The organism is Paracidovorax wautersii (genome assembly GCF_900113035.1).
Classification (GTDB): Bacteria; Pseudomonadota; Gammaproteobacteria; order Burkholderiales; family Burkholderiaceae_C; genus Paracidovorax; species Paracidovorax wautersii.
The window spans coordinates 19,326-46,298 of sequence record NZ_FONX01000001.1; the positions used below are offsets into that span (position 1 = coordinate 19,326).

22 protein-coding genes and 1 pseudogene are annotated in these 26,973 nt (G+C 70.0%); 12 read left to right on the forward strand and 11 right to left on the reverse strand.

All coding sequences use genetic code 11. The features are described from left to right. Positions 1–132 precede the first annotated feature (132 nt). Together BM070_RS00065 and BM070_RS00070 are read left to right on the forward strand one after the other, a co-directional pair. Positions 133–1,206 carry an AI-2E family transporter gene (locus BM070_RS00065; protein WP_092936389.1) on the forward strand — a complete coding sequence of 358 codons (1,074 nt, stop codon included), beginning with the start codon at positions 133–135 and terminating at the stop codon, positions 1,204–1,206. Between the two features lie 119 nt (positions 1,207–1,325). Beyond that, positions 1,326–3,587 (forward strand): diguanylate cyclase domain-containing protein, encoded by a 2,262-nt coding sequence (locus tag BM070_RS00070; RefSeq protein WP_092936391.1) that lies wholly within the window; start codon positions 1,326–1,328, stop codon positions 3,585–3,587. A 162-nt stretch (positions 3,588–3,749) separates the two neighbouring features. On the opposite strand, the gene BM070_RS00075 is transcribed toward BM070_RS00070, so the two are convergent. Genes BM070_RS00075 through BM070_RS00085 form a run of 3 tightly spaced genes read right to left on the reverse strand, consistent with a single transcriptional unit; the run spans position 3,750 to position 6,616 of the window. Continuing rightward, positions 3,750–4,778 carry a Bug family tripartite tricarboxylate transporter substrate binding protein gene (locus BM070_RS00075; protein ID WP_245785054.1) on the reverse strand — a complete coding sequence of 343 codons (1,029 nt, stop codon included), beginning with the start codon at positions 4,776–4,778 and terminating at the stop codon, positions 3,750–3,752. 57 nt (positions 4,779–4,835) lie between these two features. Beyond that, positions 4,836–5,204, reverse strand: coding sequence for an AtuA-related protein (locus tag BM070_RS00080; RefSeq protein ID WP_092936393.1), 369 nt, complete (start codon positions 5,202–5,204; stop codon positions 4,836–4,838). Further along, positions 5,201–6,616 carry an acyclic terpene utilization AtuA family protein gene (locus BM070_RS00085; RefSeq protein WP_092936395.1) on the reverse strand — a complete coding sequence of 472 codons (1,416 nt, stop codon included), beginning with the start codon at positions 6,614–6,616 and terminating at the stop codon, positions 5,201–5,203. Before BM070_RS00085 ends, BM070_RS00080 begins: the two co-directional genes overlap by 4 nt. A 156-nt stretch (positions 6,617–6,772) precedes the next feature. On the opposite strand from BM070_RS00085, the gene BM070_RS00090 reads away from it, so the two are divergent. Together BM070_RS00090 and BM070_RS00095 are read left to right on the forward strand one after the other, a co-directional pair. Further along, positions 6,773–7,699: a LysR family transcriptional regulator gene (locus BM070_RS00090; protein ID WP_092936397.1), complete on the forward strand. Its 927-nt coding sequence runs from the start codon at positions 6,773–6,775 to the stop codon at positions 7,697–7,699. 161 nt (positions 7,700–7,860) lie between these two features. Further along, positions 7,861–9,948, forward strand: coding sequence for a PhoX family protein (locus BM070_RS00095; RefSeq protein WP_092936399.1), 2,088 nt, complete (start codon positions 7,861–7,863; stop codon positions 9,946–9,948). A gap of 146 nt (positions 9,949–10,094) precedes the next feature. Here BM070_RS00095 and BM070_RS00100 read toward each other — a convergent pair whose 3' ends face one another. Beyond that, positions 10,095–11,024 (reverse strand): alpha/beta fold hydrolase, encoded by a 930-nt coding sequence (locus BM070_RS00100; RefSeq protein ID WP_092936401.1) that lies wholly within the window; start codon positions 11,022–11,024, stop codon positions 10,095–10,097. Between the two features lie 108 nt (positions 11,025–11,132). Here BM070_RS00100 and BM070_RS00105 point away from each other — a divergent pair, with 108 nt between their 5' ends. After that, complete coding sequence (locus BM070_RS00105; RefSeq protein WP_092936403.1) at positions 11,133–11,516, forward strand: FlxA-like family protein; 384 nt, start codon at positions 11,133–11,135, stop codon at positions 11,514–11,516. A gap of 6 nt (positions 11,517–11,522) precedes the next feature. Here the strand turns inward: BM070_RS00105 and BM070_RS00110 are convergent, their stop codons facing one another. The 4 genes from BM070_RS00110 to BM070_RS00125 all read right to left on the reverse strand — a co-directional run bounded on the left by BM070_RS00110 (position 11,523) and on the right by BM070_RS00125 (position 17,387). After that, positions 11,523–13,211 (reverse strand): ABC transporter ATP-binding protein, encoded by a 1,689-nt coding sequence (locus BM070_RS00110; protein WP_092936405.1) that lies wholly within the window; start codon positions 13,209–13,211, stop codon positions 11,523–11,525. Then, a complete protein-coding gene (locus BM070_RS00115; protein ID WP_092936406.1) occupies positions 13,208–14,287 on the reverse strand; it encodes an ABC transporter permease in 1,080 nt (359 codons plus the stop codon). Before BM070_RS00115 ends, BM070_RS00110 begins: the two co-directional genes overlap by 4 nt. Before the next feature lie 7 nt (positions 14,288–14,294). Then, positions 14,295–15,332, reverse strand: a complete 1,038-nt coding sequence (locus BM070_RS00120; RefSeq protein WP_092936407.1) for a microcin C ABC transporter permease YejB — start codon at positions 15,330–15,332, stop codon at positions 14,295–14,297. Between the two features lie 243 nt (positions 15,333–15,575). Continuing rightward, on the reverse strand, positions 15,576–17,387 hold the full coding sequence (locus BM070_RS00125; RefSeq protein ID WP_092936408.1) for an extracellular solute-binding protein: 1,812 nt from the start codon (positions 17,385–17,387) through the stop codon (positions 15,576–15,578). 108 nt (positions 17,388–17,495) lie between these two features. On the opposite strand from BM070_RS00125, the gene fabI reads away from it, so the two are divergent. From fabI to BM070_RS00160, 7 genes are all read left to right on the forward strand, one after another. Further along, a complete protein-coding gene (fabI, locus tag BM070_RS00130; protein ID WP_092936409.1) occupies positions 17,496–18,293 on the forward strand; it encodes an enoyl-ACP reductase FabI in 798 nt (265 codons plus the stop codon). Positions 18,294–18,895: 602 nt separating this feature from the next. Continuing rightward, positions 18,896–19,519, forward strand: a complete 624-nt coding sequence (locus tag BM070_RS00140) for a YitT family protein (RefSeq protein WP_092936411.1) — start codon at positions 18,896–18,898, stop codon at positions 19,517–19,519. 49 nt (positions 19,520–19,568) lie between these two features. Further along, positions 19,569–20,036, forward strand: coding sequence for a hypothetical protein (locus tag BM070_RS00145; protein ID WP_092936412.1), 468 nt, complete (start codon positions 19,569–19,571; stop codon positions 20,034–20,036). Positions 20,037–20,147: 111 nt separating this feature from the next. Then, positions 20,148–20,486, forward strand: a complete 339-nt coding sequence (locus tag BM070_RS23965; RefSeq protein ID WP_139222747.1) for a hypothetical protein — start codon at positions 20,148–20,150, stop codon at positions 20,484–20,486. Continuing rightward, positions 20,483–21,976, forward strand: a complete 1,494-nt coding sequence (locus BM070_RS00150) for a TolC family protein (RefSeq protein WP_092936413.1) — start codon at positions 20,483–20,485, stop codon at positions 21,974–21,976. The genes BM070_RS23965 and BM070_RS00150 overlap by 4 nt, the downstream gene beginning before the upstream one ends. Before the next feature lies 1 nt (position 21,977). Further along, positions 21,978–23,393 carry a multicopper oxidase family protein gene (locus BM070_RS00155; RefSeq protein ID WP_092936415.1) on the forward strand — a complete coding sequence of 472 codons (1,416 nt, stop codon included), beginning with the start codon at positions 21,978–21,980 and terminating at the stop codon, positions 23,391–23,393. A 74-nt stretch (positions 23,394–23,467) separates the two neighbouring features. After that, complete coding sequence (locus BM070_RS00160) at positions 23,468–24,337, forward strand: DUF411 domain-containing protein (protein ID WP_092936417.1); 870 nt, start codon at positions 23,468–23,470, stop codon at positions 24,335–24,337. Positions 24,338–24,493: 156 nt separating this feature from the next. On the opposite strand, the pseudogene aqpZ reads toward BM070_RS00160, so the two are convergent. The 3 genes and pseudogenes from aqpZ to BM070_RS00175 all read right to left on the reverse strand — a co-directional run bounded on the left by aqpZ (position 24,494) and on the right by BM070_RS00175 (position 26,972). Further along, a pseudogene (gene aqpZ / locus BM070_RS00165) lies at positions 24,494–25,239 on the reverse strand (aquaporin Z). A 63-nt stretch (positions 25,240–25,302) separates the two neighbouring features. Continuing rightward, entirely contained in the window at positions 25,303–25,818 is a 516-nt protein-coding gene (locus tag BM070_RS00170) for an invasion associated locus B family protein (protein ID WP_175518379.1), read from the reverse strand. Between the two features lie 239 nt (positions 25,819–26,057). Then, positions 26,058–26,972, reverse strand: a complete 915-nt coding sequence (locus BM070_RS00175) for an OmpA family protein (RefSeq protein WP_092936421.1) — start codon at positions 26,970–26,972, stop codon at positions 26,058–26,060. Position 26,973 lies beyond the last annotated feature (1 nt).

The following is a 26,973-nucleotide window of genomic DNA, read 5'->3' on the forward strand; positions in this document are numbered from 1 at the left end:
GCCGGGGGTAGCAAGGCGTATTGTGCCACCGAACCCCTGGAGAGCCCTGTGTAGATTCTTCAAAGATGCGCAACGCCTGGCAAGGGTCTGCCCGCCTCGCTTACATTTGCAGCAGTTCCACGGTATGGCTCCATGACCCCTTCCACTCTCCAAAACCGCACGCTGCTGCTGCTGCTGATCGCCGTCACGCTGGCCTTCTTCGCGATCCTTTGGCCGTTCTACGGGGCGGTTTTCTGGGGCATGGTGCTCGCCATTCTGTTCACGCCGCTCTACAGGCGCCTGCTGCGCCGCATGCCCGGGCGCCCGAACACGGCGGCGCTCGCCACGCTGCTGATGAGCCTGGTGGTGGTGATCCTGCCCATGACGCTGCTGAGCATCTCCCTGGTGCAGGAAGCCGGCCTGATCTATGAGAAGCTGAAGTCCGGCCAGGTGAATCTGGGCGCCTACGCCCAGCAGGTGCTGGACGCCCTGCCCCGCTGGGCCATCTCCTTGCTGGAACGCTTCAACCTGACGTCCATGGACGAGCTGCAAAAGCGCATCTCCTCGGTCGGCATGCAGGCCGGCCAGGCGCTGGCCACCCGGGCCTTCGACGTGGGCCAGAACACGCTGCAGTTCGTGGTGAGCCTGGGCATCATGCTGTACCTGCTCTTCTTCCTGCTGCGGGACGGCGCGTCGCTCGCCCAGCGCATCGGCGACGCGATCCCGCTCGACGAAGGCCACAAGCGCCAGCTGACCAGCAAGTTCACCACCGTGATCCGCGCCACCGTCAAGGGCAACATCGTGGTGGCCGCCGTGCAGGGCGCGCTGGGCGGGCTGATCTTCTGGATCCTGGGCATCCAGGGCCCGGTGCTCTGGGGTGTGCTGATGGCCTTCCTCTCGCTGCTGCCCGCCGTGGGCGCCGGCCTGATCTGGGGCCCGGTGGCGATCTACTTCTTCGCCACCGGCGCCCTGGTGCAAGGCAGCGTGCTGACCGCCTTCTGCGTGCTGGTGATCGGCCTCGTGGACAACATGCTGCGCCCGATCCTGGTGGGCAAGGACACCAAGATGCCCGACTACGTCGTGCTGATCTCCACGCTGGGCGGCATGTCGCTGTTCGGGCTGACCGGCTTCGTGATCGGCCCCGCGGTCGCCGCGCTCTTCATCGCCACCTGGGACCTGTTCGCGCCGCAGCGCACGGGCGGAGGCGGAGGCTACACGGGCCGTTGATACCGACACTGCCAGCCGGCAGGCTGGGCTCCCGCCCTGGCCTGCCCGGCGATGTCTGGCCCTGCCCCTGGCGAGTGCCTTGCCACCTCGCCGCCGGCACTGCATGCCGCTGACTTGAGATGCGTCCACTTTCGCCCCGCCGCTACGCCCTGCTGGCCCTGGTTCTTTCGCTGGCCATCGCTGCGCTCTTCGCGCGCGCGCTGCTGACGCTGCGCGAGGAGCAGTGGGACCATGCCCGCCAGACCAACGCCAACCTGGCGCATACGATCGAGCAGAACATCGGCCGGACCATCGACAGCATCAGCGAGTCGCTGGACGGCATCGTGGACAGCATGCACCGCGACGACGTCAGGACGCTGCCGCTGGCCACGCGCCGCGCGCTGATCTTCGACCGGTCGCTGCACATGGAGGGCATGGGTGCCACCCTGGTGCTGGACCAGGCAGGCCACATCATCCTGGATTCGCTCTCCGACACACCCCGCAAGGGCAACTTCGCCGACCGGGAGTATTTCCAGGTGCACCGGCAGGGGGCGGTCCAGGGGCTCTTCATCGGCACGCCGCTGCACAGCAGGCTGTCGAACGGCAGCCTGATGATTCCGTTCAGCCGCGCCTACTTCCACAAGGACGGCAGCTTCGCGGGCGTGGTGCTCGGCACCATGCAGGTGGACTACCTCGACAAGCTGCTCGCCTCGGCGAACATGGGCACGGCCAGCCTCGCCACCCTGTGGCGGGAAGACGGCATGGTGCTGGCCGATGCACCGCGCGACGACGCCGCCGTCGGCACCTTCACGATGAGCTACGCCCAGCTGCGCCGCTCGGCCACGGCTGCCCAGGGGACCTTCACGGACATCGGACTCACCGACGGCATCGAGCGCATGCACGTCTTCCAGCGCGTGAAGAACTATCCGCTCGTCGTGGGACTGGCGCAGCCGGTGGACACCATCCTCGCGCAGTGGCGCCGGAGCGCCCTGGTCTGGGGCGGGCTGGCCGCGCTGCTGGTGTTCGCCAGCATGGGACTGGCCTGGCTCTTCGTGCGCGAGCTGCGCATGCGGCAGACCATCGGCGGGCAGCTCCGCCAGGTCGAACACGACCTGAGCACCATCCTGCACAACCTGCCCTCGATGGTCGCCTACTGGGACAGCAAGCTGCGCAACCGCTATGCCAACCAGGCCTATCTTTCCTGGTCGGGCCTGAGCGCCGAACAGCTGCGCGCGCGCCGCATGGACGAGGTCGCCGGCCCGCGCATCTTCGCGCAGGTCCAGCCCTACGTGCAGCAGGCGCTGGAGGGCCATCGCCAGGTCTTCGAACGCACGCTGCGCATGCCCTCCGGCGAGACGCGCTACGGCGTGGTCTCGTACATCCCCGACGTGCAAGACGGCGAGATCAAGGGCTTCTTCGTGCAGATCGACGACCTGACCGAGCGCAAGCACATGGAGGACATGCTGTTCGAGGAAAAGGAACTGGTGCGCCTCACGCTGCAGGCCATCGGCGACGCCGTGATCTGCACCGATGCCGAAGGCCACATCGTCTATCTCAACCCGGTAGCCGAAGTGATGACCGGCTGGCAGGCGTTCGATGCGTCCGGCCAGCACGTGAACCACGTCGCCCCGCTGCAGATGCCCTCGGGCCACCCCGACGACGCCAGCCCCGTGCAGCGCGCCCTGGCCGAGGGCACCAACCAGCTGGTGCAGCGCGGCGTGGTGCTGCGCCGGCGCAACGGCGAGGAGATCGAGGTCGAACAGTCCGCCAGCCCGATCACGGACGTCGAGGGCAAGGTCACGGGCGCCGTCATGGTGCTGCGCGATGTGACCGAGGCCATGGCGCTGTCGCGGCGCATGGCGCATCTGGCGCAGTACGACGCGCTGACCGACCTGCCCAACCGCCTGCTGCTGCAGGACCGCGCGCAGCAGGCCATCGCCCGCGCCAAGCGGGAGCGCCACTGCATGGCGCTGATCTACATCGACCTGGACGGCTTCAAGCAGGTGAACGACACCCTCGGCCACGATGCCGGCGACGCGCTGCTGGTGCAGATGGCCCACCGCTTCCAGGGCGCCGTGCGCCAGTCCGACACCGTATGCCGCCAGGGCGGCGACGAGTTCATCGTGCTGCTGCCCAATCTGGATGATGCCCGGCAGGCGCTGGTGGTGGCCGGCAAGCTGCAGGCGGCCTGCGCCGAACCCTTCGAGCTGGAGGGCCAGCAACGGCAGATCCACCTGAGCGGCGGCATCGCGCTCTACCCGCAGCACGGGGAGGACTTCGAGGCCCTGTCGCGCAACGCGGACGCGGCCATGTACGTCGCCAAGCGGGCGGGCCGGCGCCAGTTCCGGGTGTTCGGCGACAGCGGAATGGCCGACGCGGGCATTGACGAGAGCGCCTGCTGAACGCGTGCGGGCTGCGGGCCCGATTCAAAGCCGGCGGATCAAAACCCACCACGCTATACAAATCATAGCGCACGGCACAGGCACTACCTGGGCTGACGCATCTTTCGGTACATGAAGGGTCGGGCGAGCCCCTCATACCCACCCAGCCCTGCCGCCCACCGCTCACTCGGGCTCGATGCCTGCGGCCTTGATCACCTGACCCCACTTGCGGGCCTCGGCCGCCTGGAAGCGGGCGAGTTCGTCGGGCGTGGTGGTCCAGGCCTCGGAGCCGGCCATGTCGTAGAAGGCCTTGGCCGGCGCGCTGCGGGTGGCGGTCGTCAGCAGCTCGTTGAGCCGCGCCACCACCGGCGCCGGCGTGCCTGCAGGCAGATAGGCGGCGAACCAGTAGCCCATGTCGTAGCCCTTCACACCCGCCTCATCGAGCGTCGGCACGTCCGGCAGCTGGCTGCTGCGCTTGTGCGTGGAGTAGCCCAGCGCGCGCAGCTTGCCGGCCTTGATCTGCGGCACGCCGGTGGAGGTGTCGGTGATCATCAGGTCGATCTGGCCGCCCAGCAGGTCGGTGATGGCGAGCGGGTTGCTCTTGTAGGGCACATGCAGCAGGTCCACGCCCGCCAGCTGCTTGAGCATTTCGCCGGCCACGCGGCTGGACGAGCTGCCGCTGCCGAAGCTCAGCTTGCCGGGCTGCTTCCTGGCGGCGGCCAGCAGGTCCGCCACGCTGCGATAGGGAGAGGCGGTATTCACCACCAGCACCTGGCCGCCCTTGCCCAGGCCGGTGACCGGGGCGAAGTCCTTCACCGCGTCGTAGCCGGGCTTCTTGTAGAGATGCTCGTTCGCCGCCTGCGTGGTGTTGGTGGTGATGAGCACCGTGTAGCCGTCGGGCTGCGCCTTGGCCACGAACTGCGCCGCGATCATGCCGCTGGCGCCGCCGCGGTTGTCCACCACCACGGGCTGCCGTGTGTCGCTGCTGATCGACTGGCCGAGTGCACGGGCCAGCTGGTCTGTGGCACTGCCCGCCGCGAAGGGCACGACGAAGGTGATGGGCTTGGACGGATAGGCCGGTACCTGTGCCCGTGCACCGGCCGCCACCGAAAGGCCCAGCACGGCAGCGGCTGCGGCGGTGGCCAGCACGCGCCGCCGGTGGGTGCCCCGGGTGAAGTGGACCTTGGCGGATGGGGCTGCGTTCATGCTCATGTGGTCTCCTGGGTATTGATTTAATGGAATGAAAAGCAAGGGAAAGCGGCGTGGCAGTCAGTCCGTGCCGGCCAGGTGCCCGATCAGGTCCGCCGGAACCTCGACGGACAGCTCCAGCAGCCGGAATGACAGTGCCTTGCCGTGGCTGTCGAGGTTGAGCGCATCGTTCACGCCGCCGTCCAGCACGTCGTCGATGACGAAGTTCATCGCGTGCAGGTTCGGTAGCAGGTAGCGCGCCACCGCCTTGGGCCTGCGCGCCGCGAAGTGGCGTGCCACGGCGGCCTCGGTCACCTGCGCCACCAGCACGTCCCAGAGGGCCGGATGCCAGGCGATCACGCTGATGTTGGAGCGGTTGCCCTTGTCGCCCGTGCGGCTGTGGGCCAGGCGGTAGAGCGGCACGGCGGCGGATTCGGATCGGTGGGTCATGCTGTGGCTCCTCGTGCCGGCGTGGCGGGTTCTGCGGCCGGCGCGTCCAGCCAGTCATAGCCCGTGGCGACGGCTTCGCGCGGCACCAGGCATGAGACGGTGCCCAGCCGTGGGCGCATGGCCGTACGCACCCCGCCGCCGCCGGCCGGGCCACAGCAGTAGAGCGCCGTCACTTCGCGCACCAGGCGCTGGGCAGTCGCGTGGTCGCGGTGCTGCCAGGCCACGCGCAGGCGCACGTCGCGGGCGTCGCCGCCGGGCGCCTGCGCTCCCGAGCCGTCGAACCACTGGCTGGCGTCGTCGCCGAACACGCTGGCCACGCCGATGAGGTCGATGCGCAGGGACGCCACGCCTGCCAGCCGGGCGCGCAGCACTTCGCCCGCCAGCCGGGCCCGGGCCCCGGCGCGCGGGCCGGCATAGGAGATCTCGCCTTCGGCGAACCAGCCGGCCTCGAAGCAGACATTCACCTTGAGGTGGTCCGGCCGCGCGTGGCCCCGCACGCCGCTGAGGCGCACGCTGTCCGGCCCCGTCTGCGCGACGCGGGCCTGCGTGATGTCGGCCACCACGTCGGGCGTGAGGTAGGCGGCCGGGTCGTGCAGTTCGTAGAGCAACTGCTCCTTGACCGTGCGCTCGTCGATGCGCCCGCCGGTGCCGGGCGGCTTGGTGATCGTGCAGTGGCCGTCGGCTTCGATGCGGGCGATGGGGTAGCCCAGATGGGCCAGGTCCGGCACCTCCTTGTAGCCCGGATCGGCGAAATAGCCGCCCGTGACCTGCGCGCCGCATTCCAGCAGATGCCCGGCCATGGTGGCGCGGGCCAGGCGGTCCCAGTCGTCCACCGCCCAGCCGAAATGCGCCAGCGCCGGCCCCAGCACCAGGGAGGGGTCGGCCACCCGCCCGCAGACCACCAAGTCGGCGCCTGCGCCCAGCGCATCGGCGATGGATTGCGCGCCGATGTAGGCATTGGCGCTCACGATGGGCTCGTCCGGCAGGCCATCGCCCAGGGCCTGCCGCAGCAGTTCGCGATGCGCGGGGCCGCTCAGGTCGTCGCCCTGGACGATCGCGATGCGCGGGACGCGGGTGCCGAGCTCCTGCGCCAGCTCGCGGATGCGCCGGGCCGCGCTCAGCGGATTGGCCGCGCCGAAGTTACTCACGATGCGCACGCCGTGCGCCAGGCACTGCGCCAGCACCGGGCGCAGCAGCTCGTCCAGAAGCGGCTCATAGCCGCCCTCGGGCTGGCTGCGGCGCGCCAGCTGGGCGAGCGCCAGCGTGCGTTCGGCCAGGGTTTCGAAGATCAGGACCGCGGGCAGGCCGCTGGCGATGAGCGCCTGCACGACCGGTGCAGCAGCGTCGGTGCGGTCGCCCGAAAAGCCGGCGGCGCAGCCGATGAGCAGGGGAGGAAGGTCGGCCGTGGACATGCAGCTTCGGAAGGAGGAAAGGGGGTGGTTTCAAGGCGCCGTGGGGCGGGATCGCTCGCGCATGGAGCCACTGTAGGCAGGCGGCAGAACTTTGAGAAATCGATAATCACGATGGATTCATCTGTGAATCCGATGAATTCAAGCCAGGGAAATGCCATGAACCTTTCCACCCGCCAGATCGATGCCTTTCTCGCGCTGGCCGCGCAGCGCAACTTCACGCGGGCGGCGGCGCAGTGCCACCTGTCGCAGCCGGCCTTCAGCGCGCTGGTGCGCTCGCTGGAAGACGGCCTGGGCCTGCGGCTCTTCGACCGCAGCACGCGCCATGTCGAACTCACGCCCGAGGGCGAGAACTTCATGGCCGCGGCCCGCCGCATCCGAGCCGAGGTGGACGCGGCCCTGGCCGGCGTGCGCGATGCGGCGACGCTGCAGCGCGGCCGCGTGGCGATCGCGCTGCTGCCCTCGCTGGCGGCAGGCTGGCTGCCGGAGGTGCTGGCCCGCTACCGCGCCCAGCACCCGGGCATCGAGCTGGACATCGCCGACGTGCTCTCCGAACCCTGCATCGAACGCGTGGCGGCCGGGGCTGCGGACTTCGCCCTGGCCGCCATCCGCGCCGACACGCCCGAGCTGTGCGCGGAGCCCTTCTGCACCGACGGCTTCCACCTGGTCTGCCGCAGCGACCACCCACTGGCCGCCGGCATCGGGCGAAGCGGACGAAGCGCACGCACACACAGCGCCGCAGTGCTCACGCCGGCCGACCTGGCAGCCTGGCCCTTCGTGCATCTGGCGCGCCACAGCAGCGTGCGGCAGTACCTGGAAGCCGCCTTCCATCCGCAGGCCATGCGCACGCTGATGGAAGTCGAGCAGCTCGCCACCGTGATGGGCATGGTGCGCGCGGGCCTGGGCATCAGCGTGGTGCCCACCCTGGCCCTCTTCCACTTCGAGCAGCCCGGCCTGGTCACCCGGCCGCTGGCGCTGCCCGGCCTCACCCGCCAGATCTACCTCGTGCGGCGGCGCGACCGGGGCCTCTCGCCGGCCGCGCAGGCGCTCTATGCGCAGGTGATGGAGCAGCGTCCGCAGGGCTGAAGGCCACCGCAAAGAGGGACGCCGATCAGGGGTATGTGACACGTTTTTGTCATCGCCTGATTTCTAGACTGCCCAGCGCTTCCTGATCACTCGCCACTGCGGGCAGACCCTGCCCCGCACTGGCGCTGAGCATCACTTTGCATCCACTTCTAGAAGGCCCCATGAGCAAATCCACGTCCGATTCCGCCGTCCGCAACATCAGCGCCAACGAGCCCTTCAGCGCCATCCTGGAAAAGTCCCTCTCGCGCCGCACGCTGGCGCGTGGCAGCCTGGGCGCGGCCCTCGCCGCCATGACCGGCGCCGCACTGAGCGCCTGCGGCGGCGGCGATGGCGACAGCCCCGCAGCCCAGCCCGGCACGGGTGGTGGCGGTGGCACCGGCGGCGGCACGCCCGAAGCGCCCAAGCTGGCGCTGGGATTCCAGTCGCTGCCCACCTCCATGACCGACGCCTGCGTGGTGCCGGCCGGCTACGTCGCGCAGGTGCTGGGCGCCTGGGGCACGCCGTTCGACGACATCGCCCAGCCCTGGAGCCGCGACGGCAACAACACCTCCAACGACCTGCTGCACTCCACCGGCATGCACCACGACGGCATGCACTACTTCCCGCTGCAGGGCTCGTCCACCGAAGGGCTGCTCGCCGTCAACCACGAATACATCGACGAGACCGCGCTGCACCCGGCCGGCCCCACGCAGGTGAACGGCAAGCGCCCGGCCGAAGAAGTGCGCAAGGAGATCAACGCCCACGGCGTGTCCATCCTGCACATCCGCCTGCAGTCGGGCCGCTGGTCCATCGTGAAGAACTCGCGCTACAACCGCCGCTTCACCGCCGCCACGCCGATGGCGCTGGCAGGCCCCGTGGGCGGCACGGCCTCGGTGCGCACGCCCTTCTCGCCCAACGGCCGGCAGACGCGCGGCACCAACAACAACTGCGGCAACGGCTTCACGCCCTGGGGCACCTACATCACGGCCGAAGAGAACTGGGCCGCCTGCTTCGTCAACACCGGCACGCAGACGCGCGACCAGAAGCGCGTGGGCATCCAGGCCGCCAAGGGCCGCTACCTGTGGGAGACGGCCGCCGGCGACACGAGCGAGCAGATCGGTGAATTCGCCCGCTTCAACATCACCGCCACGGGCGCCGACGCCACGCAGGACTGGCGCAACGAGGCCAACGGCTTCGGCTACCTGGTGGAGATCGACCCCTACGACCCGAGCAGCATCGCCACCAAGCGCACCGCCATGGGCCGCTTCGCCCACGAAGGCTCGGCCTACGCGCCGCCCGTGGCCGGCAAGCCGCTGTCGTTCTACAGCGGCGACGACTCGCGCTTCGAGTACCTCTACAAGTTCGTCTCCACCGCCGTGTGGGACCCCAAGGACGCCGACCGCACCGACCGCCTGGCCGTGGGCGCCAAGTACCTGGACCAGGGCACGCTGTACGTGGCGCGCTTCGACGCCAGCGGCAAGGGCGAATGGCTGGCGCTGGCCGAAGGCACCAAGAACGCCGCCGGCCGCACGCTGAAGGAAGAGTTCGGCAGCATCGACCAGATCCTGCTGAACACGCGCGGTGCCGCCGACTTCGTGGGCGCCACGCCCATGGACCGCCCCGAGTGGACCGCCGCCCACCCCACCAGCGGCGAGGTGTACGTCACGCTCACCAACAACACCTCGCGCAACGCCTCGCGCGGCACCAACCCGGCCAACCCGCGCCTGAACAACGTCAACGGCCACATCGTGCGCTGGCGCGACCAGGCGGACAGCAACGTCTTCCAGTGGGAAATCTTCGTCTTTGGCTCCGACGCCGGCGCCGACGCGGACACCAACCGCTCGGGCCTGACCGCGCTCAACCAGCTGGCCAGCCCGGACGGCCTGAGCTTCGACGGCCGCGGCATCCTCTGGGTGCAGACGGACAACGGCATCGACGGCGGCCGCAACAACGCGGTGGCCAAGTCCACCAACGACCAGATGCTGGCCGTGATCCCGCCCTCGATGCCGGCCACGCCCGGCAGCGGCCCGGTGATCAACAACGGCAACCAGGGCGACCTGCGCCGCTTCTTCGTCGGCCCCAACGAGGCCGAGATCACCGGCTTCGCCTTCACGCCCGACTACAAGACCATCTTCCTGAACGTGCAGCACCCGGTGAACTGGCCCGCCTACGACAGCGAAGACGCGACCGCAGCGCCCTCGGGCAAAGTGCGACCGCGCTCCTCCACCGTGGTCATCCAGCGCAAGGACGGCGGCGCCATCGGCGTCTGACGAAAGCGGGATCGCACCGCTCGCGCCCGCCCCTCGGCGGCAAGCGGTGCGGTTCGATCTGTGCCCCAAAGGGCATCCGCTATTAAAAAAAGAGCGCGCAGCCCTTGATCTGCAAGGGCTACGCGCTCTTTTCAATGGAAAAACCGTCAGGCAGCGGCGGGCGCGTCTTCCAGGCCTTCCTGCAGGAAGGGCAGCACGGCGGCCAGCAAGGCATCGGGCGCCTCCTCGGCCACGTAATGGCCGCAGGGCAGCGACATGCCGCGCACGTCGTTCGCCACGCGGCGCCATTCGGCCAGGGCGTCGAAGCAGCGCTCGATCACGCCGTCGCGCCCCCAGAGCACCATCAGCGGCATCTCCAGCCGGCGGCCCGCATCGCGGTCGGCGCGGTCGTGCTCCAGATCGATGCCGGCGGCGGCGCGGTAGTCCTCGCACAGGCCGTGGGCTGCGCCCGGCAGCGACAGGCAGCGCACGTATTCGGCCATGGCCCGCGGGTCGAACGGCGCCAGCCCCGCGCTGCGCCCGCCCATCACGTCGCGCAGATAGGCGGCGGGGTCGGCTTCGAGCAGCCGCTCGGGCAGCGGCTGGCGCTGGATCAGGAAGAACCAGTGCCAGTAGGCGCGGGCGAAGCGCTCGTCGGTCTGCTCGTACATGGCCAGCGTGGGCGCGATGTCCAGCAGCGCCAGGCGGCGCACCGCCTGCGGGTGGTCGGCCGCCAGCCGGTGGGCCACGCGGGCGCCCCGGTCGTGGGCCAGCACGGCAAAGCGCTCGTGGCCCAGCGCGCGCATCACGGCCAGCATGTCGGCGGCCATGGTGCGCTTGCTGTAGTTGGCGTGGTCGGCCTCGCCCGCGGGCTTGGAGGAATCGCCATAGCCGCGCAGATCGGCCAGCACCAGGGTGAAGTGGCGTGCCAGCGTGGGCGCGACCTTGTGCCAGATGGCGTGCGTCTGCGGGTGGCCGTGCAGCACCAGCAAGGCCGGGCCGCTGCCGCCCACGGCGGCGTGGATCTGCACGCCAGGGGCGACCGTGAGGTCGTGCGCGGCAAAGCCGGGGAACAGGGCATCGTTCTCGGAAGGCATGGGTCTCCTTGGGGGACTATTCGGGCAGGCGATGGCGGATCTTGCCACCTGGCGGCACGGGGCGCGGCCTGGGCTTCAGTCGCCAGGCCGGACGCCGATAATGCCGGCATGCAAATATCCCGCACTTCCTCCACCGCAGCCGTCGCGCCGGCGTCCAAGGGCGGAGCCTCCGGCGGCTCCAGCGACACCGCCGCGCTGCAAAAGCAGTTGAGCGACCTGACGGAAGAACTCAAGCAGACCAGCAGCGACACCACCATGAACGCCAAGGCGCGCGAGCAGAAGACGCGCCTGCTGCAGGCGCAGATCCAGGCGGTGCAGGCGCAGATCGCGGCGGTCCAGCGGCAGCAGCAACAGGAACAGATCGAACGCCAGCAGCAGAACGCCGGCACGAACGACACCGCCGCCGCAGCGGCCAAGGACGGCCAGGCCGCCAGCAAGAAAGCAGCCGCAGCCGCCCAGGGCCTGGGCGCGAACGTCGATACCTACGCCTGAGCCTTTTCAGCCCGCCGCTGCGGCCCCGGGCTCCAGTCCTGCCGCCGTGACGAGCTTGCGCGTGTAGGGGTGCTGCGGCGCATCCAGCACCTGCGCGACCGGGCCGGCTTCCAGCACACGGCCCTCCTGCATCACCATCACCTCATGCGCCATGGCGCGGATCACGGCCACGTCGTGCGTGATGAGCAGGTAGGACAGGCCCCGCTCCTTCTGCAGCCGCTGCAGCAGCGCCAGCACCTGCTGCTGGATGGTGACGTCGAGCGCGCTGGTGGGCTCGTCCAGCACCAGCAGCTGCGGCTGCACGATGAGGGCGCGGGCGATGGCCAGGCGCTGGCGCTGGCCGCCCGAGAATTCATGCGGATAGCGCGCCAGCAGGCCGGGGAACTGCGCCTCGCCCAGGCCCACGTCGGCCAGCGCGGCCTGCACGCGGGCGCGGCGTTCGGGCAGCGGCAGGCCGGGTTCGTGCACGTGCAGGCCCTCGCCCACGATCTCTTCCACCGTGAGGCGCGGCGAGAGCGACGAGAACGGGTCCTGGAACACCACCTGCACGCGGCGGCGCAGCGCCTGGTTGGCCGGCGTGTTGCGCTGCGCCGGCAGCTGCCAGCCCTGCCCTTCAATGGCCAGGCGCCCCTGGTGCGGCAAGAGACCCAACAGGGCCTGCGCCAGCGTGGACTTGCCCGAGCCCGATTCGCCCACCACGCCCAGGGTGCAGCCCGGCGCCAGGCGGAAATCCGCCCCCTGCACGGCCACGAACTCGCCGCGCCGGAACCAGCCGCGCAGGCCCGGCAGCGGCGTGGCATAGGCCACGCGCAGGCCCTGCGCCTCCGCGGCCGGCACGGCGCCGGCAGGCGCGGGGGATTCGTCCACATCGCGCACCGGCACGCTGCCGATCAGGCGCCGGGTGTAGGCGTGGCGCGGCGCATCGAACACCTCGGCGACGGCGCCCTCTTCCACCAGCGTGCCGTGCTCCATCACCGCCACGCGGTCGGCAAAGCGGCGCACGAGGTTCAGGTCGTGCGTGATCAGCAGCACCGCCATGCCGGTCTGCCGCTGCAGGTCGGACAGCAGATCGAGGATCTGGCCGCGCAGCGTCACGTCCAGCGCGGTGGTGGGCTCGTCGGCCAGCAGCAGGCGCGGCCGGCTGGCGAGAGCCATGGCGATCATGGCGCGCTGGCGCTGCCCGCCCGAGAGCTGGTGCGGAAAGGAGCGTGCGCGCCGCGCCGGATCGGGAATGCCGGTACTCGCTATCAACTCGATAGCTGCCTGCGCTGATTGGGCGCGGGTCAGCGCCTGTTTCAGCTCCAACACTTCGGCCACCTGGTCGCCCACGGCCATGAGCGGGTTCAGTGCCGTCATGGGTTCCTGGAACACCATGGCGATGTCGCCGCCGCGCACGCCGCGCAGCTCGCGCTCCGTGAGAGCCAGCAGGTCGCGCCCGCCCATCAGGGCCCGGCCGCCGACTTCGGCCTCGCCCGCCAGCCGCAGCAGCGACAGCGCGGTGATGGTCTTGCCCGAGCCCGATTCGCCCACCAGGGCCAGCTTCTCGCCCGCGCCGATGTGAAAGCTCACGCCATGCACGACCTCCTTGGCGCCGAAGCGCACACGCAGGTCCTGCACGCGCAGCAGCGGCTCGGCGGAACCGGGCGCGGCCTGCGCCGCAGCGGGGGTGTGCGGGTCGTCGGTCGTCGTCGTCATCGGTCGGCCTTGCGGGGGTCGAGGGCGTCGCGCAGCGCGTCGCCCATGAAGGTGAGCAGCAGCAGCGTGCCGACCAGCACGGCGAAGGTGCTGAGCGAGATCCACCATGCGTCGATGTTGTTCTTGCCCTGGCTCAGCAGCTCGCCCAGGCTGGGCGTGCCGGCCGGAACGCCCAGGCCGAGGAAGTCCAGCGAGGTGAGCGAGAGGATGGCCGCGCTCATGCGGAACGGCAGGAAGGTGACCACCGGCGTCAGGCTGTTGGGCAGGATGTGGCGCCAGATGATCTGCCGGTTGGGCACGCCCAGGGCGCGCGCGGCCTTCACGTAGTCGAGCTGGCGGTTGCGCAGGAATTCGGCGCGCACGTAGTCCGACAGGCCCATCCAGCCGAAGAGGCTCAGCAGGATCAGCAGCAGCGCGAGGCTGGGCGAGAACAGCGCGCTGAAGATGATGAGCAGGTACAGCTCCGGCATGGAGCCCCAGATCTCGATGAAGCGCTGGAAGGCCAGGTCCGTCCTGCCGCCGAAGAAGCCCTGGATGGCGCCCGTGAGCAGGCCCAGCACCGTGCCGGTGAAGGTGAGCGCCAGGCCGAACAGCACGCTCACGCGGAAGCCGTAGAGCAGCTGCGCCACCATGTCGCGGCCCCGGTCGTCGGTGCCCAGCCAGTTATCGGCCGTGGGCGCCGAGGGGTTGGGCGACTTGGCGAAGTAGTTGATGGTGTTGGGACCGTAGGGATTGAGCGTGTAGAGCGCCCAGTTGCCGCCCGAGCGCAGCCGCTGCTGGATGTAGGGGTCCAGGTAGTCGGTGGGCGTGTCGAAGTCGCCGCCGAAGGTGGTTTCGGGGTAGGTCTTGAAGATCGGGAAATAGGTCTGCCCTTCGTAGCGCACGATGAGCGGCCGGTCGTTGCTGACCAGCTCCGCGCCCAGGCTGATGGCCACCAGCACACAGAAGACGATGAGGCTCCAGAAGCCCAGCCGGTTGCGCTTGAAGCGCAGCCAGGCCCGGCGCGAGGGCGACAGCGAGGGTGCAGGCGACGCGGGGGGCGTTGCGGGGATGGGGGACGGCGGCGTCGCGCTCATGGGGGGCTCAGTCGAACTTCACGCGCGGGTCCACCCACACGTAGCACAGGTCGCTCACGAGCTTGGTGACCAGCCCGATCAGCGTGAAGAGATAGAGCGTGCCCAGCACCACGGGGTAGTCGCGGCGGATCACGCTCTCATAGCTCAGCAGGCCCAGGCCATCGAGCGAGAACAGGGTCTCGATCAGCAGCGAGCCGGTGAAGAAGGCGCCGATGAAGGCCGCCGGAAAGCCCGTGACGATGGGGATCAGCGCGTTGCGGAAGACGTGCTTCCAGAGCACCTGCCGCTCCGAAAGCCCCTTGGCCCGCGCCGTCAGCACGTACTGCTTGCGGATCTCCTCCAGGAAGGCGTTCTTGGTCAGCATGGCCGTCACCGCGAAGCTGCCCGCCACCATGGCCGTCACGGGGAGGGTGATGTGCCACAGGTAATCCGCGATGCGCGCACCCCAGCCCAGCTGGTCCCAGTTGGACGAGGTCAGCCCCCGCAGCGGGAACCATTGCAGCTGCCCGCCGAAGATGACCAGCAGCGCCACGCCCAGCACGAAGCCGGGAATGGCATAGCCCACCAGGATGATCAGCGTGGTCACCAGATCGAAGCGCGAGCCGGCGCGCACCGCCTTGGCCACGCCCAGCGGCACGGCCACCAGATAGCTGATGAAGAAGGTCCAGAGGCCCAGGCTGATGGAGACGGGCAGCTTTTCCTTGACCAGCTCCCACACGCTCTTGTTCTGGAAGAAGCTGCGGCCCAGATCGAAGCGGGCGAACTGGCCCAGCATCTGCCAGAAGCGCTCGTGCGCCGGCTTGTCGAAGCCGTAGAGCGCCTTGATCTGCTCCAGCCGTTTAGGGTCCACGCCCTGGTCGCCGCGGTAGTTCATGCCGCCCGATTCGAGCCCGCCGCCGCCCTTGCCGGCGGCGGTGCGCGCCTCGGCCAGGTACTGCTCCACCGGGCCGCCCGGCACGAACTGGATCACCACGAAGGTCAGCAGCAGCACGCCCAGCAAAGTGGGCAGCATCAACAGGAGACGTTTGGCGATATAGGCGAGCATGCAGTCAGTCAGGGGATTTCAGGCTTGAGAACGTGTTCACGTTCTGAGTGCTCCACAGCGCTGCGAGCCGCCCAGCCCTACGAAACCGGCGCGGCGCTACACATCCGATGGCCGCGGAGCAGGCCATGCCAGCGGACACCGTGGAACTGGCTTCGCCAGGCCACCGGTGTCGTCCCCCTGCCCGCCGTGCGCAGCACGGCGAGAGCGGGGGGATGGCGCGCAGCGCCTCAGGGGGGTGATCTCTCACCGGCTCCACCAGGTGGACATGGCCCATTCCTCGGCCCGCGCGTAAGGCGGCATGGGCGCGCGGTAGGCCAGGCGCTGCTGGTTGTAGACGACGCGGTGCGACGACAGGAACCACTGCGGAATGAGGTAGTGGCTGTGCATGATGACGCGGTCCAGCGCCCGGCAGGCGGGCAGCAGATCGGCCTTGGAATCGGCACGGGTCAGCGCCTTCACCAGCGCATCGACGGCCGGGCTCTTCACGCCCGCATGGTTGCTGGCGCCTTCCACGTCGGCGCGCTGGCTGCCGAAGAGCTCCTGCATGTCCTGGCCCGGGTTGTAGGTGCCGGGGTAGTTGAGCGTGATGATGTCGAAGTCGTATTTATCCATGCGCTGCAGGTAGAGCGCGAAGTCCACCGATGAAAAGCGCTGCGTGATGCCCAGCTTTTCGAGGTTGCGCATCCAGGGCGTGACGGTGCGCGCGCCGACTTCCTTGCTGTCCAGGTATTCGAGCACCATGGGCTGGCCCTGGGCGTTGCGCAGCGCGCCGTCACGGTAGGTCCATCCGGCATCGGCCAGCAGCTGGCGGGCGCGGCGCAGGTTGTCGCGCAGCGAATGGCCCTCGCCTTCGGTCGTGGGCGGCTGGTACATGGGGCCGAACACCGCGTCGGGCACCTTGCCGCGCCAGGGTTCGAGCAGCTTCAGCTCCTCGGGCCCGGGCGTACCGGTGGCCTGGCAGTCGGTGTTGCCGAAGAGGTCGGTCACGCGCGGATAGCCGCCGTAGAACATCTGGCGGTTCATCCAGTCGTAGTCCAGCGCCAGGCCCAGCGCCTCGCGCACGCGCACGTCCTTCAGCAGCGGCCGGCGCGTGTTGAGCACGTAGCTCTGGAAGCCCGCCGGCAGCTGGTGCTTGAGTTCCTTCTTGACCAGCACGCCCTGCTTGAAGAGCTTGCCGTCGATGCGGCGCGCCCAGTCGCCCGCCGAATAGACGGTCATGAAGTCGAACTCGCCGGCCTTCAGCGCCTCCAGCCGGGCGGTGTTGTCCTTGTAGATCTTGACCGTGATGCGGTCGAAGTTGTATTCGCCCCGGTTCACGTTCAGGTCGCGCCCCCAATACTGGGGGTCGCGCACGTAGGTGATGTCGCGCCCGAAGGCCACCGGCCCGATGCGGTAGGGGCCGCTGCCGATGGGCGTGTCGATCACGATCTCGTCGAAGCGTTTGGTCTTGCCGCTCGCATCGCGCCCCCAGGCGCGGCTGAAGATGGGCAGGCTGCCCACCGTGAGCGGCAGCTCGCGGTTGGACTGCTTGAAGCGAAAGCGCACCGTGCGCCGGTCCAGCACATCGACGCCCGCCACGTCCTGCAGCAGGGTTGCGTAGCTGGGCGATGCGTAGGGGCCGGTCAGCGTTTCGTAGGTGTACTTGACGTCGGCGGCCTCGACCGGGCTGCCGTCGTGAAAGCGCGCCTCGGGCCGCATGCGGAAGGTGGCGCTCAGGTGGTCGGGCGGCACTTCGACGTCTTCGGCCAGCAGGCCGTAGCCGGAGGCGGTCTCGTCCATGGAGCCGGCCAGCAGCGTGTCGAACAGCAGGGTCGAGAGATAGGCCGGCGGCGAGCCCTTCATCGTGAAGGGGTTGTACTTGTCGAAGGTGGAGTAGCGCAGGTTGCTCACCATGCGCAGCTCGCCGCCCTTGGGCGCGTCGGGGTTCACATAGCCGAAGTGCGCGAAGCCGGCGGGGTACTTGAGGTCGCCCCACAGCGCATAGCCATGCGCGGCCCAGGCCGGCACGGCACACAGAGAGCTTCCCCAGAGCAGACAGATCGCCAAGAACCGCATGCGACAATTCTGCACCACGGCGGCGGCAGGCCCGCGCTGGCAGGGCCTATGGCCCGCCGGCCCATCCGGCCGCCCTCCCTACCGCATTTCCACTGGAGAGAACTACAAATGGGTTTCCTGACCGGCAAGAAGCTGCTCATCACGGGCGTTTTGTCCAACCGCTCCATCGCCTACGGCATCGCCAAGGCATGCCACGCGCAAGGCGCCGAGCTGGCCTTCAGCTACGTGGGCGAGCGCTTCAAGGACCGCATCACCGACTTCGCCGCCGAGTTCGACTCCAAGCTGATCTTCGACTGCGACGTGGCGAGCGACGAGCAGATCGAGCGCATGTTCGCCGACCTGTCGGCCACCTGGCCGAAGTTCGACGGCTTCGTGCACAGCATCGGCTTCGCGCCGCGTGAAGCCATCGCCGGCGACTTCCTCGAAGGCCTGTCGCGCGAATCGTTCCGCATCGCGCACGACATCAGCGCCTACAGCTTCCCCGCCATGGCCAAGGCCGCCCTGCCCTACCTGAACGACAAGGCCGCCGTGCTCACCCTGAGCTACCTGGGTGCCCTGCGCGCCGTGCCCAACTACAACACCATGGGCCTGGCCAAGGCCAGCCTGGAAGCCAGCGTGCGCTACCTGGCCGAATCGCTGGGCCCCAAGGGCATGCGCGCCAACGGCATCAGCGCCGGCCCGATCAAGACCCTGGCCGCCAGCGGCATCAAGGACTTCGGCAAGCTGCTGGGCACCGTGGCCGACGCCTCGCCCCTGCGCCGCAACGTGACCATCGAGGACGTGGGCAATGCCGCGGCCTTCCTGCTGTCGGACCTCGCCAGCGGCGTGACGGCCGAGATCATGTATGTGGACGGCGGCTTCAGCCAGACCGGCGGCATCAGCCGCGACAGCGCCAATCTGGCCTGATCGGGAACTGATCGATCGGGCCAAGACGGCTGGCACACGCCGGCCTCGGCCCCAAGCGACAAGGGCGCGGGACTTCACGGTCCCGCGCCCTTGGCATTTCTGGGGGCCGGTGGGCGGTCGATCTAGCAGGAGCTCTTGAAGGGGAGAGCGAGGATGTAAGCCGCACGGCGAGTGACGGCAGCCGGCATCGCAGCGGCGGGGTGGCACTAAGAACGTGTTTACGATCTCGCAGGGGATCGCGTTGGAACGCAATCGGGATGAGTGGATGCCTCGGATGCGCCGCATGGACTCGTGTCCATGCAAGCAGCCGGGGCGTTCAATCGCCCGATTGCGCTCCAACCCGAAGGGCAGCTACGTCGGCGGGCGGTCTGCGGCGTTGCGGCGCTTGTGGATAGCCGTGCTATCCACTGCGCACCGCGCCTTGCATCCCATCCCGCCGACGTAGCTGCGCGACCCATGGGAGATCGTAAACACGTTCTAAGGCCGCCCGAAAGCCTCATGGTTTTCCCTAGAATCGCAGCCTTCCTCCCGAGCGAGGCCGGGCGCGCGAACGGTGCGGCATCGGCAGCGCCGGCCCCGCCAGCAGCCCCTTTTTTTGCACCATGAGCCGCACCGCCACCGCACCGTCCCCCGCCGTCCCCCATTCCGCGCCGGAGGACGCGCTCGCGCTCTTCACCGGCGTGCTGCTGATCTCGATCGGCGTGGCCTTCTTCACCGGCGCCGGCCTGCTCACGGGCGGCACGGCCGGGCTGGCTTTTCTGGCGCACTACGCCACGGGCGTGGGCTTCGGCGCGCTCTTCTTCGTGCTGAACCTGCCCTTCTACTGGCTGGCCTGGCGCAAGATGGGGCGCAGCTTCACATTCAAGACCTTCGCCGCCGTGCTGCTGCTGTCGGTGCTGACCACGCTGCAGCCGCACTTCCTGCAGTTCGCGCAGCTGCAGCCGCTCTATGCCGCCATCGCGGGCGGGCTCATCACCGGCACGGGCTTTCTGGTGCTGTTCCGCCACCGCTGCAGCCTGGGCGGCGTGGGCATCCTGGCCCTCTACCTGCAGGACCGCTACGGCTGGCGCGCCGGCAAGGTGCAGATGGGCATCGACTGCTGCATCGTGCTGCTGGCCCTGCTCACGGTGGAGCCGCTGCGCGTGGCCTATTCCATCGTGGGCGCGGTGGCGCTCAACCTGGTGCTGGCGCTCAACCACCGGCCGGGGCGCTACACGGCGGTCTGAGATCGTGAACACGTTCTGAGCGCCGGGCATTGCGTATCATCTGGCCACCATGCGCTCCCGCTTTCGCCTCCTGCTGCTGTTGATCGTGCTCACGGCCCTGCGCGGGCTCGCCGGCCCGGCCATGGCCGCCGGCATGGCGCTGCCACAGGGGCCGGCAGCCGTGGTGCAGATGGCCGCAAGCCATGCCCACGGCGCCACGGCGGCGCATGACGGCGCACTCCACGCGGCTCATGAAGAACACGGCGCCGACAGCTTGGCGCATGCCTCTTCCGCCACGCCCTGCCATGGCGACATCGCCTTACCCGCCGCTCACGATTGCGGGCCGGGCCACGGCGGCGATCCCTCCACCCCATCCCACGCGGCCTGTGCAGATTGCGAGATCTGCCACACGGCCCTGCTGGCGCCCGCCGTGGGCGCCACGCCCCCTGCGGCCCGCCACGCCGGCCGCATGACCGCTGCCGCCACGCGCTTTGCCAGCGCCGGCGCGGCGCTGCCCATCAAGCCGCCCATTTCCTGAAGCCGACGCCCTTGGTGCGTCCGCGATGTGCCGCATCCGCCGCCCGGGGCGGGTGCCGGTGCGTAGCGCACGCACTTCGCCTTGTCCCGTCCACCGCTTCAGGAGATGCCCATGCGCGCCTTGCCACGTCTTCCCGCCGCTCTTTGCCTCTTCGTTCTCTTGGCCTTGGCTGCGCTGCCGCCGCGCGGGGCGCAGGCCCAGGGCCTGGCGCCCGCCGCCGATCCGGCCGCAGCCACAGCGCCGCTCGCCCTGCCCCCACTGCCCCATGTGGCAGCGGGCCTGGATGCGCCCCCGGCCGACTGGCGGGCCGCCAATCAGGCTGTCACCACAGGTGCCAACGGCCATGAAGGCCACGGCGACCACCCCAGTCCGGCTGCATCGCCCACTGCACCGTCCGCATCAGCGGGCTCGCACAGCCACCACGGCCACGGCGCGGAGGCCCGGCCATGAGCCCGCGTCCCCACCGCGGCTCCCGCACCGCCGCAGCGGCGGCGGCGCTCACCTTGTCGGCCACGCTGCTCGCCGGCTGCGCCAGCGTGTCTCCCGACGGCCTGCGCTCCGAGGTGCAGGCGCTCGCGCAAGGCCGCACGGCCGGCGTCGATGCGCCCGCGCTGCCCGCAGCGGATGCGGCAGCCCAGGCCGAGGCGCAGGCCGCCATCCAGCGCTGGCTGGCCGAGCCGCTCACCGCCGACACCGCCGTGCGCATCGCCCTGCTGAACCACCCGGGCCTGCAGGCACGGCTGGCGCAGCTGGGCGTGCAGGACGCCGACCGCGTGCGCGCCCTCACGCTGCCCAACCCGCGCCTGGGCATCGGCCGGCTGGTGAACGGGCATGAGCGCGAGATCGAACGCAGCCTCTCCTTCGGCCTGATCGATCTCGTCACCCTGCCCTGGCGCGCGCGCTGGCAGGCCCAGGCGCTGCAGCAGGCCACGCTCTCGGCCGCCGAAGAGGTGGCCCGGCGCGCCACCGAGGCCCGCCGCGCCTGGATCACCGCCGTGGCCGCGCAGCAGGTGCTGGCGGCGCACGAGCGCATGCACGAAGCGGCCGAAGTCGGCGCCGAGCTGGCCCGGCGCATGGCCCGCGTCGGCCACTGGAGCCGCCTGCAGGAAGCCCGCGAGCAGGCCGCGCTGGCCGGCAGCGGCGCCCGGCTGGCGCAGGCGCGCCTGGCCGCCGCCACGGCGCACGAGGAACTGGCCCGCGCCCTGGGCCTCTGGGGCGCCTCGGCGCAGTTCACGCTGGCGGGCCGCCTGCCCGAACTGCCCGCCCAGCCCCTGGCGGCGGACGGCATCGAGGCCCGCGCACTGCGCGAGCGGCTCGACGTGCAGGCCGCCCGCCTGGCGCTGGAACGCACGGCCGACCAGCAGGGCACGAGCGGCATCGCCAGCGTGTTCGGCGACATCGGCCTGCGCTACCAGCGCAACACCACCACCAGCCGCGACGCCGCCGCCCAGAGCGACATGCAGCGCGACGTGCAGCGCGGCTGGGAACTGGCCCTGCCTCTGCCCCTCTTCGACTGGGGCGGCGCCGCCAGCGCCCGCGCGCGCGCCCTCACGCAGCAAAGCGCCGCCGAACTGCAGCACACGGCCCTGGGCGCGCGCAGCGAAGTCCGCACCCGCTGGCTGGCCTACCGCACCGCGTGGGAGCTGGCCCGCCAGCAGGCCGATGCCGTGGTGCCGCTGCAGCGCGCCATCCAGGAAGAGACCCTGCTGCGCTACAACGGCATGCTCGCCAGCGTGTGGGACCTGCTGGCCGAAGCCCGCGCCAGCACCGCCGCCGTCGCCCAGGCCACCCAGGCGCAGCGCGACTTCTGGCTGGCCGATGCCGACCTGCAGTTCGCCATCACCGCCGGCTCGCCCGGCCCCGGTGCCATCGCCAGCGCCGGAACCCTCGCGGCTGCACTGTCCGCACCCTCCACCTCTTCCTCGTCCGCAGGCCACTGACATGAACCGCCGCAATTTCTTCGCCGCCACCGGCGCCGCCACGGCCGTGGCCGGTGCCGCCGTGGGCCGCAGCGCGCTGGCCGCGCTGCCCGAACCCGCCCTGCAGGAGGGCGCCGGCACCGCCGTGCCCCCGCCGCCGCCCACGGGCCGCCCCTTCCAGCCGGTCGTCACCCTCAACGGCTGGAGCCTGCCCTGGCGCATGAACGCCGGGGTCAAGGAATTCCACCTCGTCGCCGAGCCCGTGGTGCGCGAATTCGCGCCCGGCTTCGCCGTCAACCTCTGGGGCTACAACGGCCAGAGCCCCGGCCCCACCATCGAGGTGGTCGAGGGCGACCGGGTACGCCTCTTCGTGACCAACCGGCTGCCCGAGCACACCAGCGTGCACTGGCACGGCCAGCGGCTGCCGAGCGGCATGGACGGCGTGGCGGGCCTGAACCAGCCGGCCATCGCGCCCGGCAAGACCTTCGTCTATGAATTCACGGCGCGCCGGGCCGGCACCTTCATGTACCACCCGCATGCCGACGAAATGGTGCAGATGGCCATGGGCCTGATGGGCCTGTGGATCACCCACCCGAAGGGCGCGCACCCGCACATCGCCGCCGTGGACCGCGACTACGCCTTCCTGCTGAACGCCTTCGCCGTCGATCCCGGCACGCGCACGCCGCGCATCAACGAGATGACCGACTTCAACATCTGGGCCTGGAACAGCCGCGTGTTCCCCGGCATCGACCCCTTCGTCGCCCGGCGCGGCGACCGGGTGCGGCTGCGCGTGGGCAACCTCACCATGACCAACCACCCCATCCACATCCACGGCCATGAATTCGAGGTGACCGGCACCGACGGCGGCCCGGTGCCCAAGAGCGCCCGCTGGCCCGAGGTCACCACCGACGTGGCAGTGGGCCAGATGCGGCAGATCGAATTCATCGCCGACGAGCCCGGCGACTGGGCCGTGCATTGCCACAAGAGCCACCACACCATGGGCCCCATGGGCCACGCCGTGCCCAACCTCATCGGCGTGCAGCAGGCCGACCTGGTGGAGAAGATCCGCCGCATCGTGCCCGACTACATGGCCATGGGCGAGCGCGGCATGGGCGACATGGGCGCCATGGAAATGCCCCTGCCGGGCAACACCCTGCCCATGATGGCCGGCCAGGGCCCCTTCGGCCCGCTGGAGATGGGCGGCATGTTCAGCGTGCTCAAGGTGCGCGAGGGCCTGGCGCGCAGCGACTGGCGCGACCCCGGCGACTACGCCCAGCCGCCCGGCACCCGCGCCTGGGAATGGACGGGCGGGCCCGCCGCGCTGCCCGCCGAGCAGCGGCCCGCCGGCCTGCCGCCGCCCGGTGCGGGCGAAGGCGCGCCGCGCGTGCGCAAGCCCGGCACGGGGCCGGCCGGCCATTCCGGGCACGGCGGCCATTGACTATCAAAACCATAGCTACCTGCGCAGCATCTGCAAGCGCTGGAGGCCTTTTTCATTCATAAGGAACCGTCACCATGAACCACCCACACGCCCCCCGCCGCGCCTGGCTGCGGCACGCCATCGCCCTGGCCGCCGCCAGCGCCCTGCCGGTGCTGGCCCGGGCCGCCGCGCCCGCCACCACCTCCACCGCCAACCTGCCGGCCGACATGGAAGTCTGGAAAGACCCGAACTGCGGCTGCTGCAAGGACTGGGTGGCCCACATGCAGGCGGCGGGCTTTCGCGTCGGCGTGCACGACATGGGCAACACCGCGGTGCGCCAGCGCCTGGGCCTGCCCGCCAAGCTCGGCTCCTGCCACACCGCGCTGGTGGGCGGCTACGTCATCGAAGGCCATGTGCCCGCCGCCGACGTGAGGCGCCTGCTGCGAGAAAAACCCCAGGCCCTGGGCCTGGCCGTGCCCGGCATGCCGGTGGGCTCGCCCGGCATGGACGGCGCCCTCTACGGCGGCCGGCGCGATGCCTTCGACGTGCTGCTGGTGTCCCGCGACGGCAGCACCAGCGTGTTCCAGCACTACCCCGGCAACCGCCAGGACGAAGGCGGCAACGGCGCCCCGCCGGCCCAGGACGCCCATGCCGGCCACGGCCCGCAAGACGCGCCCCCAAGCGACGGCGCCGCAGCCGCCGGCACGGACCCCGAGGCCAGCGAAGGCGAGGTCGTGCGCTGGGACGCGGCCACCGCCCGCCTGACCCTGCGCCATGGCGAGATCAGGAACCTGGGCATGGCGCCCATGACCATGGTGTTCCGCGTGCGCGAGCCGGTGGAGGGCCTGAATCTCGCGCCCGGCCAGCGCGTGCGCTTCGTGGCCGAGCGCACCCGCGAAGGCCTGGTGGCCCGCCGCATCCAGCCCACCGCGGGCGATGCACCGGCCGCCGGCAGATTGCGCTGAAGCGCCGGCGAACGGGCCCTGCCGCTTGATCAGGCTGGCTATGAACACCGTTGACCCAGACGGTGCATCCGCCCCGGGTCGTCGCCAGATATCCAGACCTGTCTGGCGATGCGGCGCCCCGCTCTCAACCGTGGTGGCAAAAGACGGGGCTTCGGATCACTTCTCGCCCAGCCAGCGATACAGCAGGCCTCCGCCAAGCCCGCCGATCAGCGGCGCAAGCCAGAACAGCCACAGCTGCTGCACCGCCGCGCTGCCGGCGAACAGCGCTACCGCCGTTGAGCGCGCAGGGTTCACCGAGGTATTGGTAATGGGAATGCTGACCAAGTGGATCAGCGTGAGCGCCAGGCCGATCGCCACCGGCGCCATTGCCGCCGGGGCATTCCAGTGCGTCGCCCCCATGATCACGACCACGAACATCGCAGTCATCAATGCTTCGCACAGGAAAGCCATGGACATCGGGTAGCCCCCCGGCGACAACACGCCGTAGCCATTGCTGGCGAACGCCCCCGCCTGCATCGGGTGCAGCGCCTCAGTCACGCTGCCACCGGCCAGCCATGCCATCGACAGTGGCTCATCCATGAAATGCCATAGCAGGGCCCCGGCCAGCAAGCCGCCGACCACCTGTGCCAGCCAGTAGGGCAGCACGTCGCGCGTCTGGAAGCGCCCACCGGCCCACAGACCCAAGGTCACCGCCGGATTGAAATGCCCCCAGAAATGGGGCCGAAGGCACAGATGCCGCTCAGGAGCGCCAGGCCGAAGGCCAGCGAAACCCCCAGCAATCCGATGCCTGCCGGATCGTCGGCCCCGCCTGTATGCGCCGCCAGCAACGCGCTGCCGCAGCCTCCCAGCACGAGCCAGAACGTGCCCAGGCACTCGGCTCCCAATCGTTTGCTCAACACCATGGTGCTTCTCCTGAAATGTCATGCCCCGAAGGAGGCCTGGAATGTGGATGGGGACGGTGACTGTCAGGGACGCCGGGCCGAGACTGCGGGACTTGCCGAGGCCGTAGCCGCCAAGGCCGCCATGCGCACATAGGCCTGAGCGAAGCCGGCCAGCGGCAGCTGGAAGTCCGCCACGCCGCCCGACGCCACACCAGTCCGCACCTTGAGCACCTTGCCCGTGCGCATGCCTTCCAGAGTCCCCTGATCGAAACGCATGGACACCAGGCATCCTTGCTGCAGGCAGGTGCGATAGGGCACGCCCTGCACCATGGGTCCATCGTCGATCTGCAGCGCCAACCCCGAGCGCAGATCGAGCCCCAAGGGCAGCGTCAGCCCAACGAGCGCGCTGTCCATGCTCTCGGGCTTGACCTCGAGCAGCACCAGCCGGCGGTTGTCCTCGCGGCGGCGCAGATCCTGTTCAAGCGTGCAATAGCGGCCGTTGGCGGGCCCTTCGCAGCTGATGAGCCATTCCTGGTAACGCTCGGTGCTGGCCCCCGCAGCGGCGGCCACATCAGCAGCGGCCCCTGGCGTGGCAGCCACAGCGCCCTGCCTTGCCAACGCTGGCACTTCCGCCGACCGGTTCTGGGCCAGCGCAGGGCTGGCATGCGCCGCCGTCAGCGCCAGAAGCACACAGGCCAAGAGCCACCAGGGGCTGTTGCGCCGCTGGCGAGAGCCTGGGGCGGGGGGAAAAGAATGGGAATATTGCATTGCTTCGCTTTCGTTCTTTATCGTTGTCATCAGGAATAGGAATACGGGCGGGCCGCGCAGCGCCCCTGCCGTCACGCTGCGGCAGGCTGCCAGCGGATCTCGAACACCACGCGCCGGTCAGGCGCCAGGCAGTCGATCAGCGCTTGGCGCGACGCTTTGGCTTTCTTCTCGCAACCCACGCTGACCGGATCGCCGGCGCCCAGGCCGACCGCAGCGATCCGCGCCGGGTCCACTCCGCGCTGGCGCAGGTATTCGGCGACGCTGGCAGCCCGCTGCTGCGACAGTGCCTGGTTGTAGGCCGCGGTGCCCAGCCGGTCGGTATGGGCCAGCACCCGCACCGACGCCAGGCGGCGCTGCGGGTCCAGCAGCAGCGCCGACAGCGCCTGCAGCTCGCGCTGGCCTTCGGGCAGGATGTCCGCCACGGAAGAACCGTTGAAGCGGAACAGCGCACTGGCACGCAGCGTGCGGCGCTCCGGTTCGGCGGGCGCGGCCGGCTCGTTGATCAGTGCCGGCAAGGGCGCTGGAGCCGGTGCAGCGGCTGGGGCAGCCGCCACCGGGGCCGCTGGCTCCTGCGGCGCGCAGCTGGCCGGCCGCCAGTGCTGGCTGCCCACCGTGCCATCCTCGCCATACAGCAGCTTCAACTGGCAGACCAGGAAACCACTCTGTCCAGGCAGACGCAGGTGGAAGAGATAGTCCCATTCCCGCGTCCCATAGGCTTCGCCGAAGTGCGGCGGGCCGATCAGCGCCTGCAGCTGCGACTTGTTCATGCCGGGGTGGATCGAGGCGATGGCCTGCGGCGTCGGATAGGTCCCTTGAGAATGAAGCCCGTTGGTGTCCTGCGGCGCCGGCCACAACAATTGCTGCGCCTGAGCGCCATCCTGGCTGATGCCCTGGCTCAGGGTTCCGCATGCCGCGAGCAGCAAGACCGTGGCGGTGACGGCCACCGTCTTTGCGGCGCGCAGCATCGACCTGCTCTGTTCTTTCATG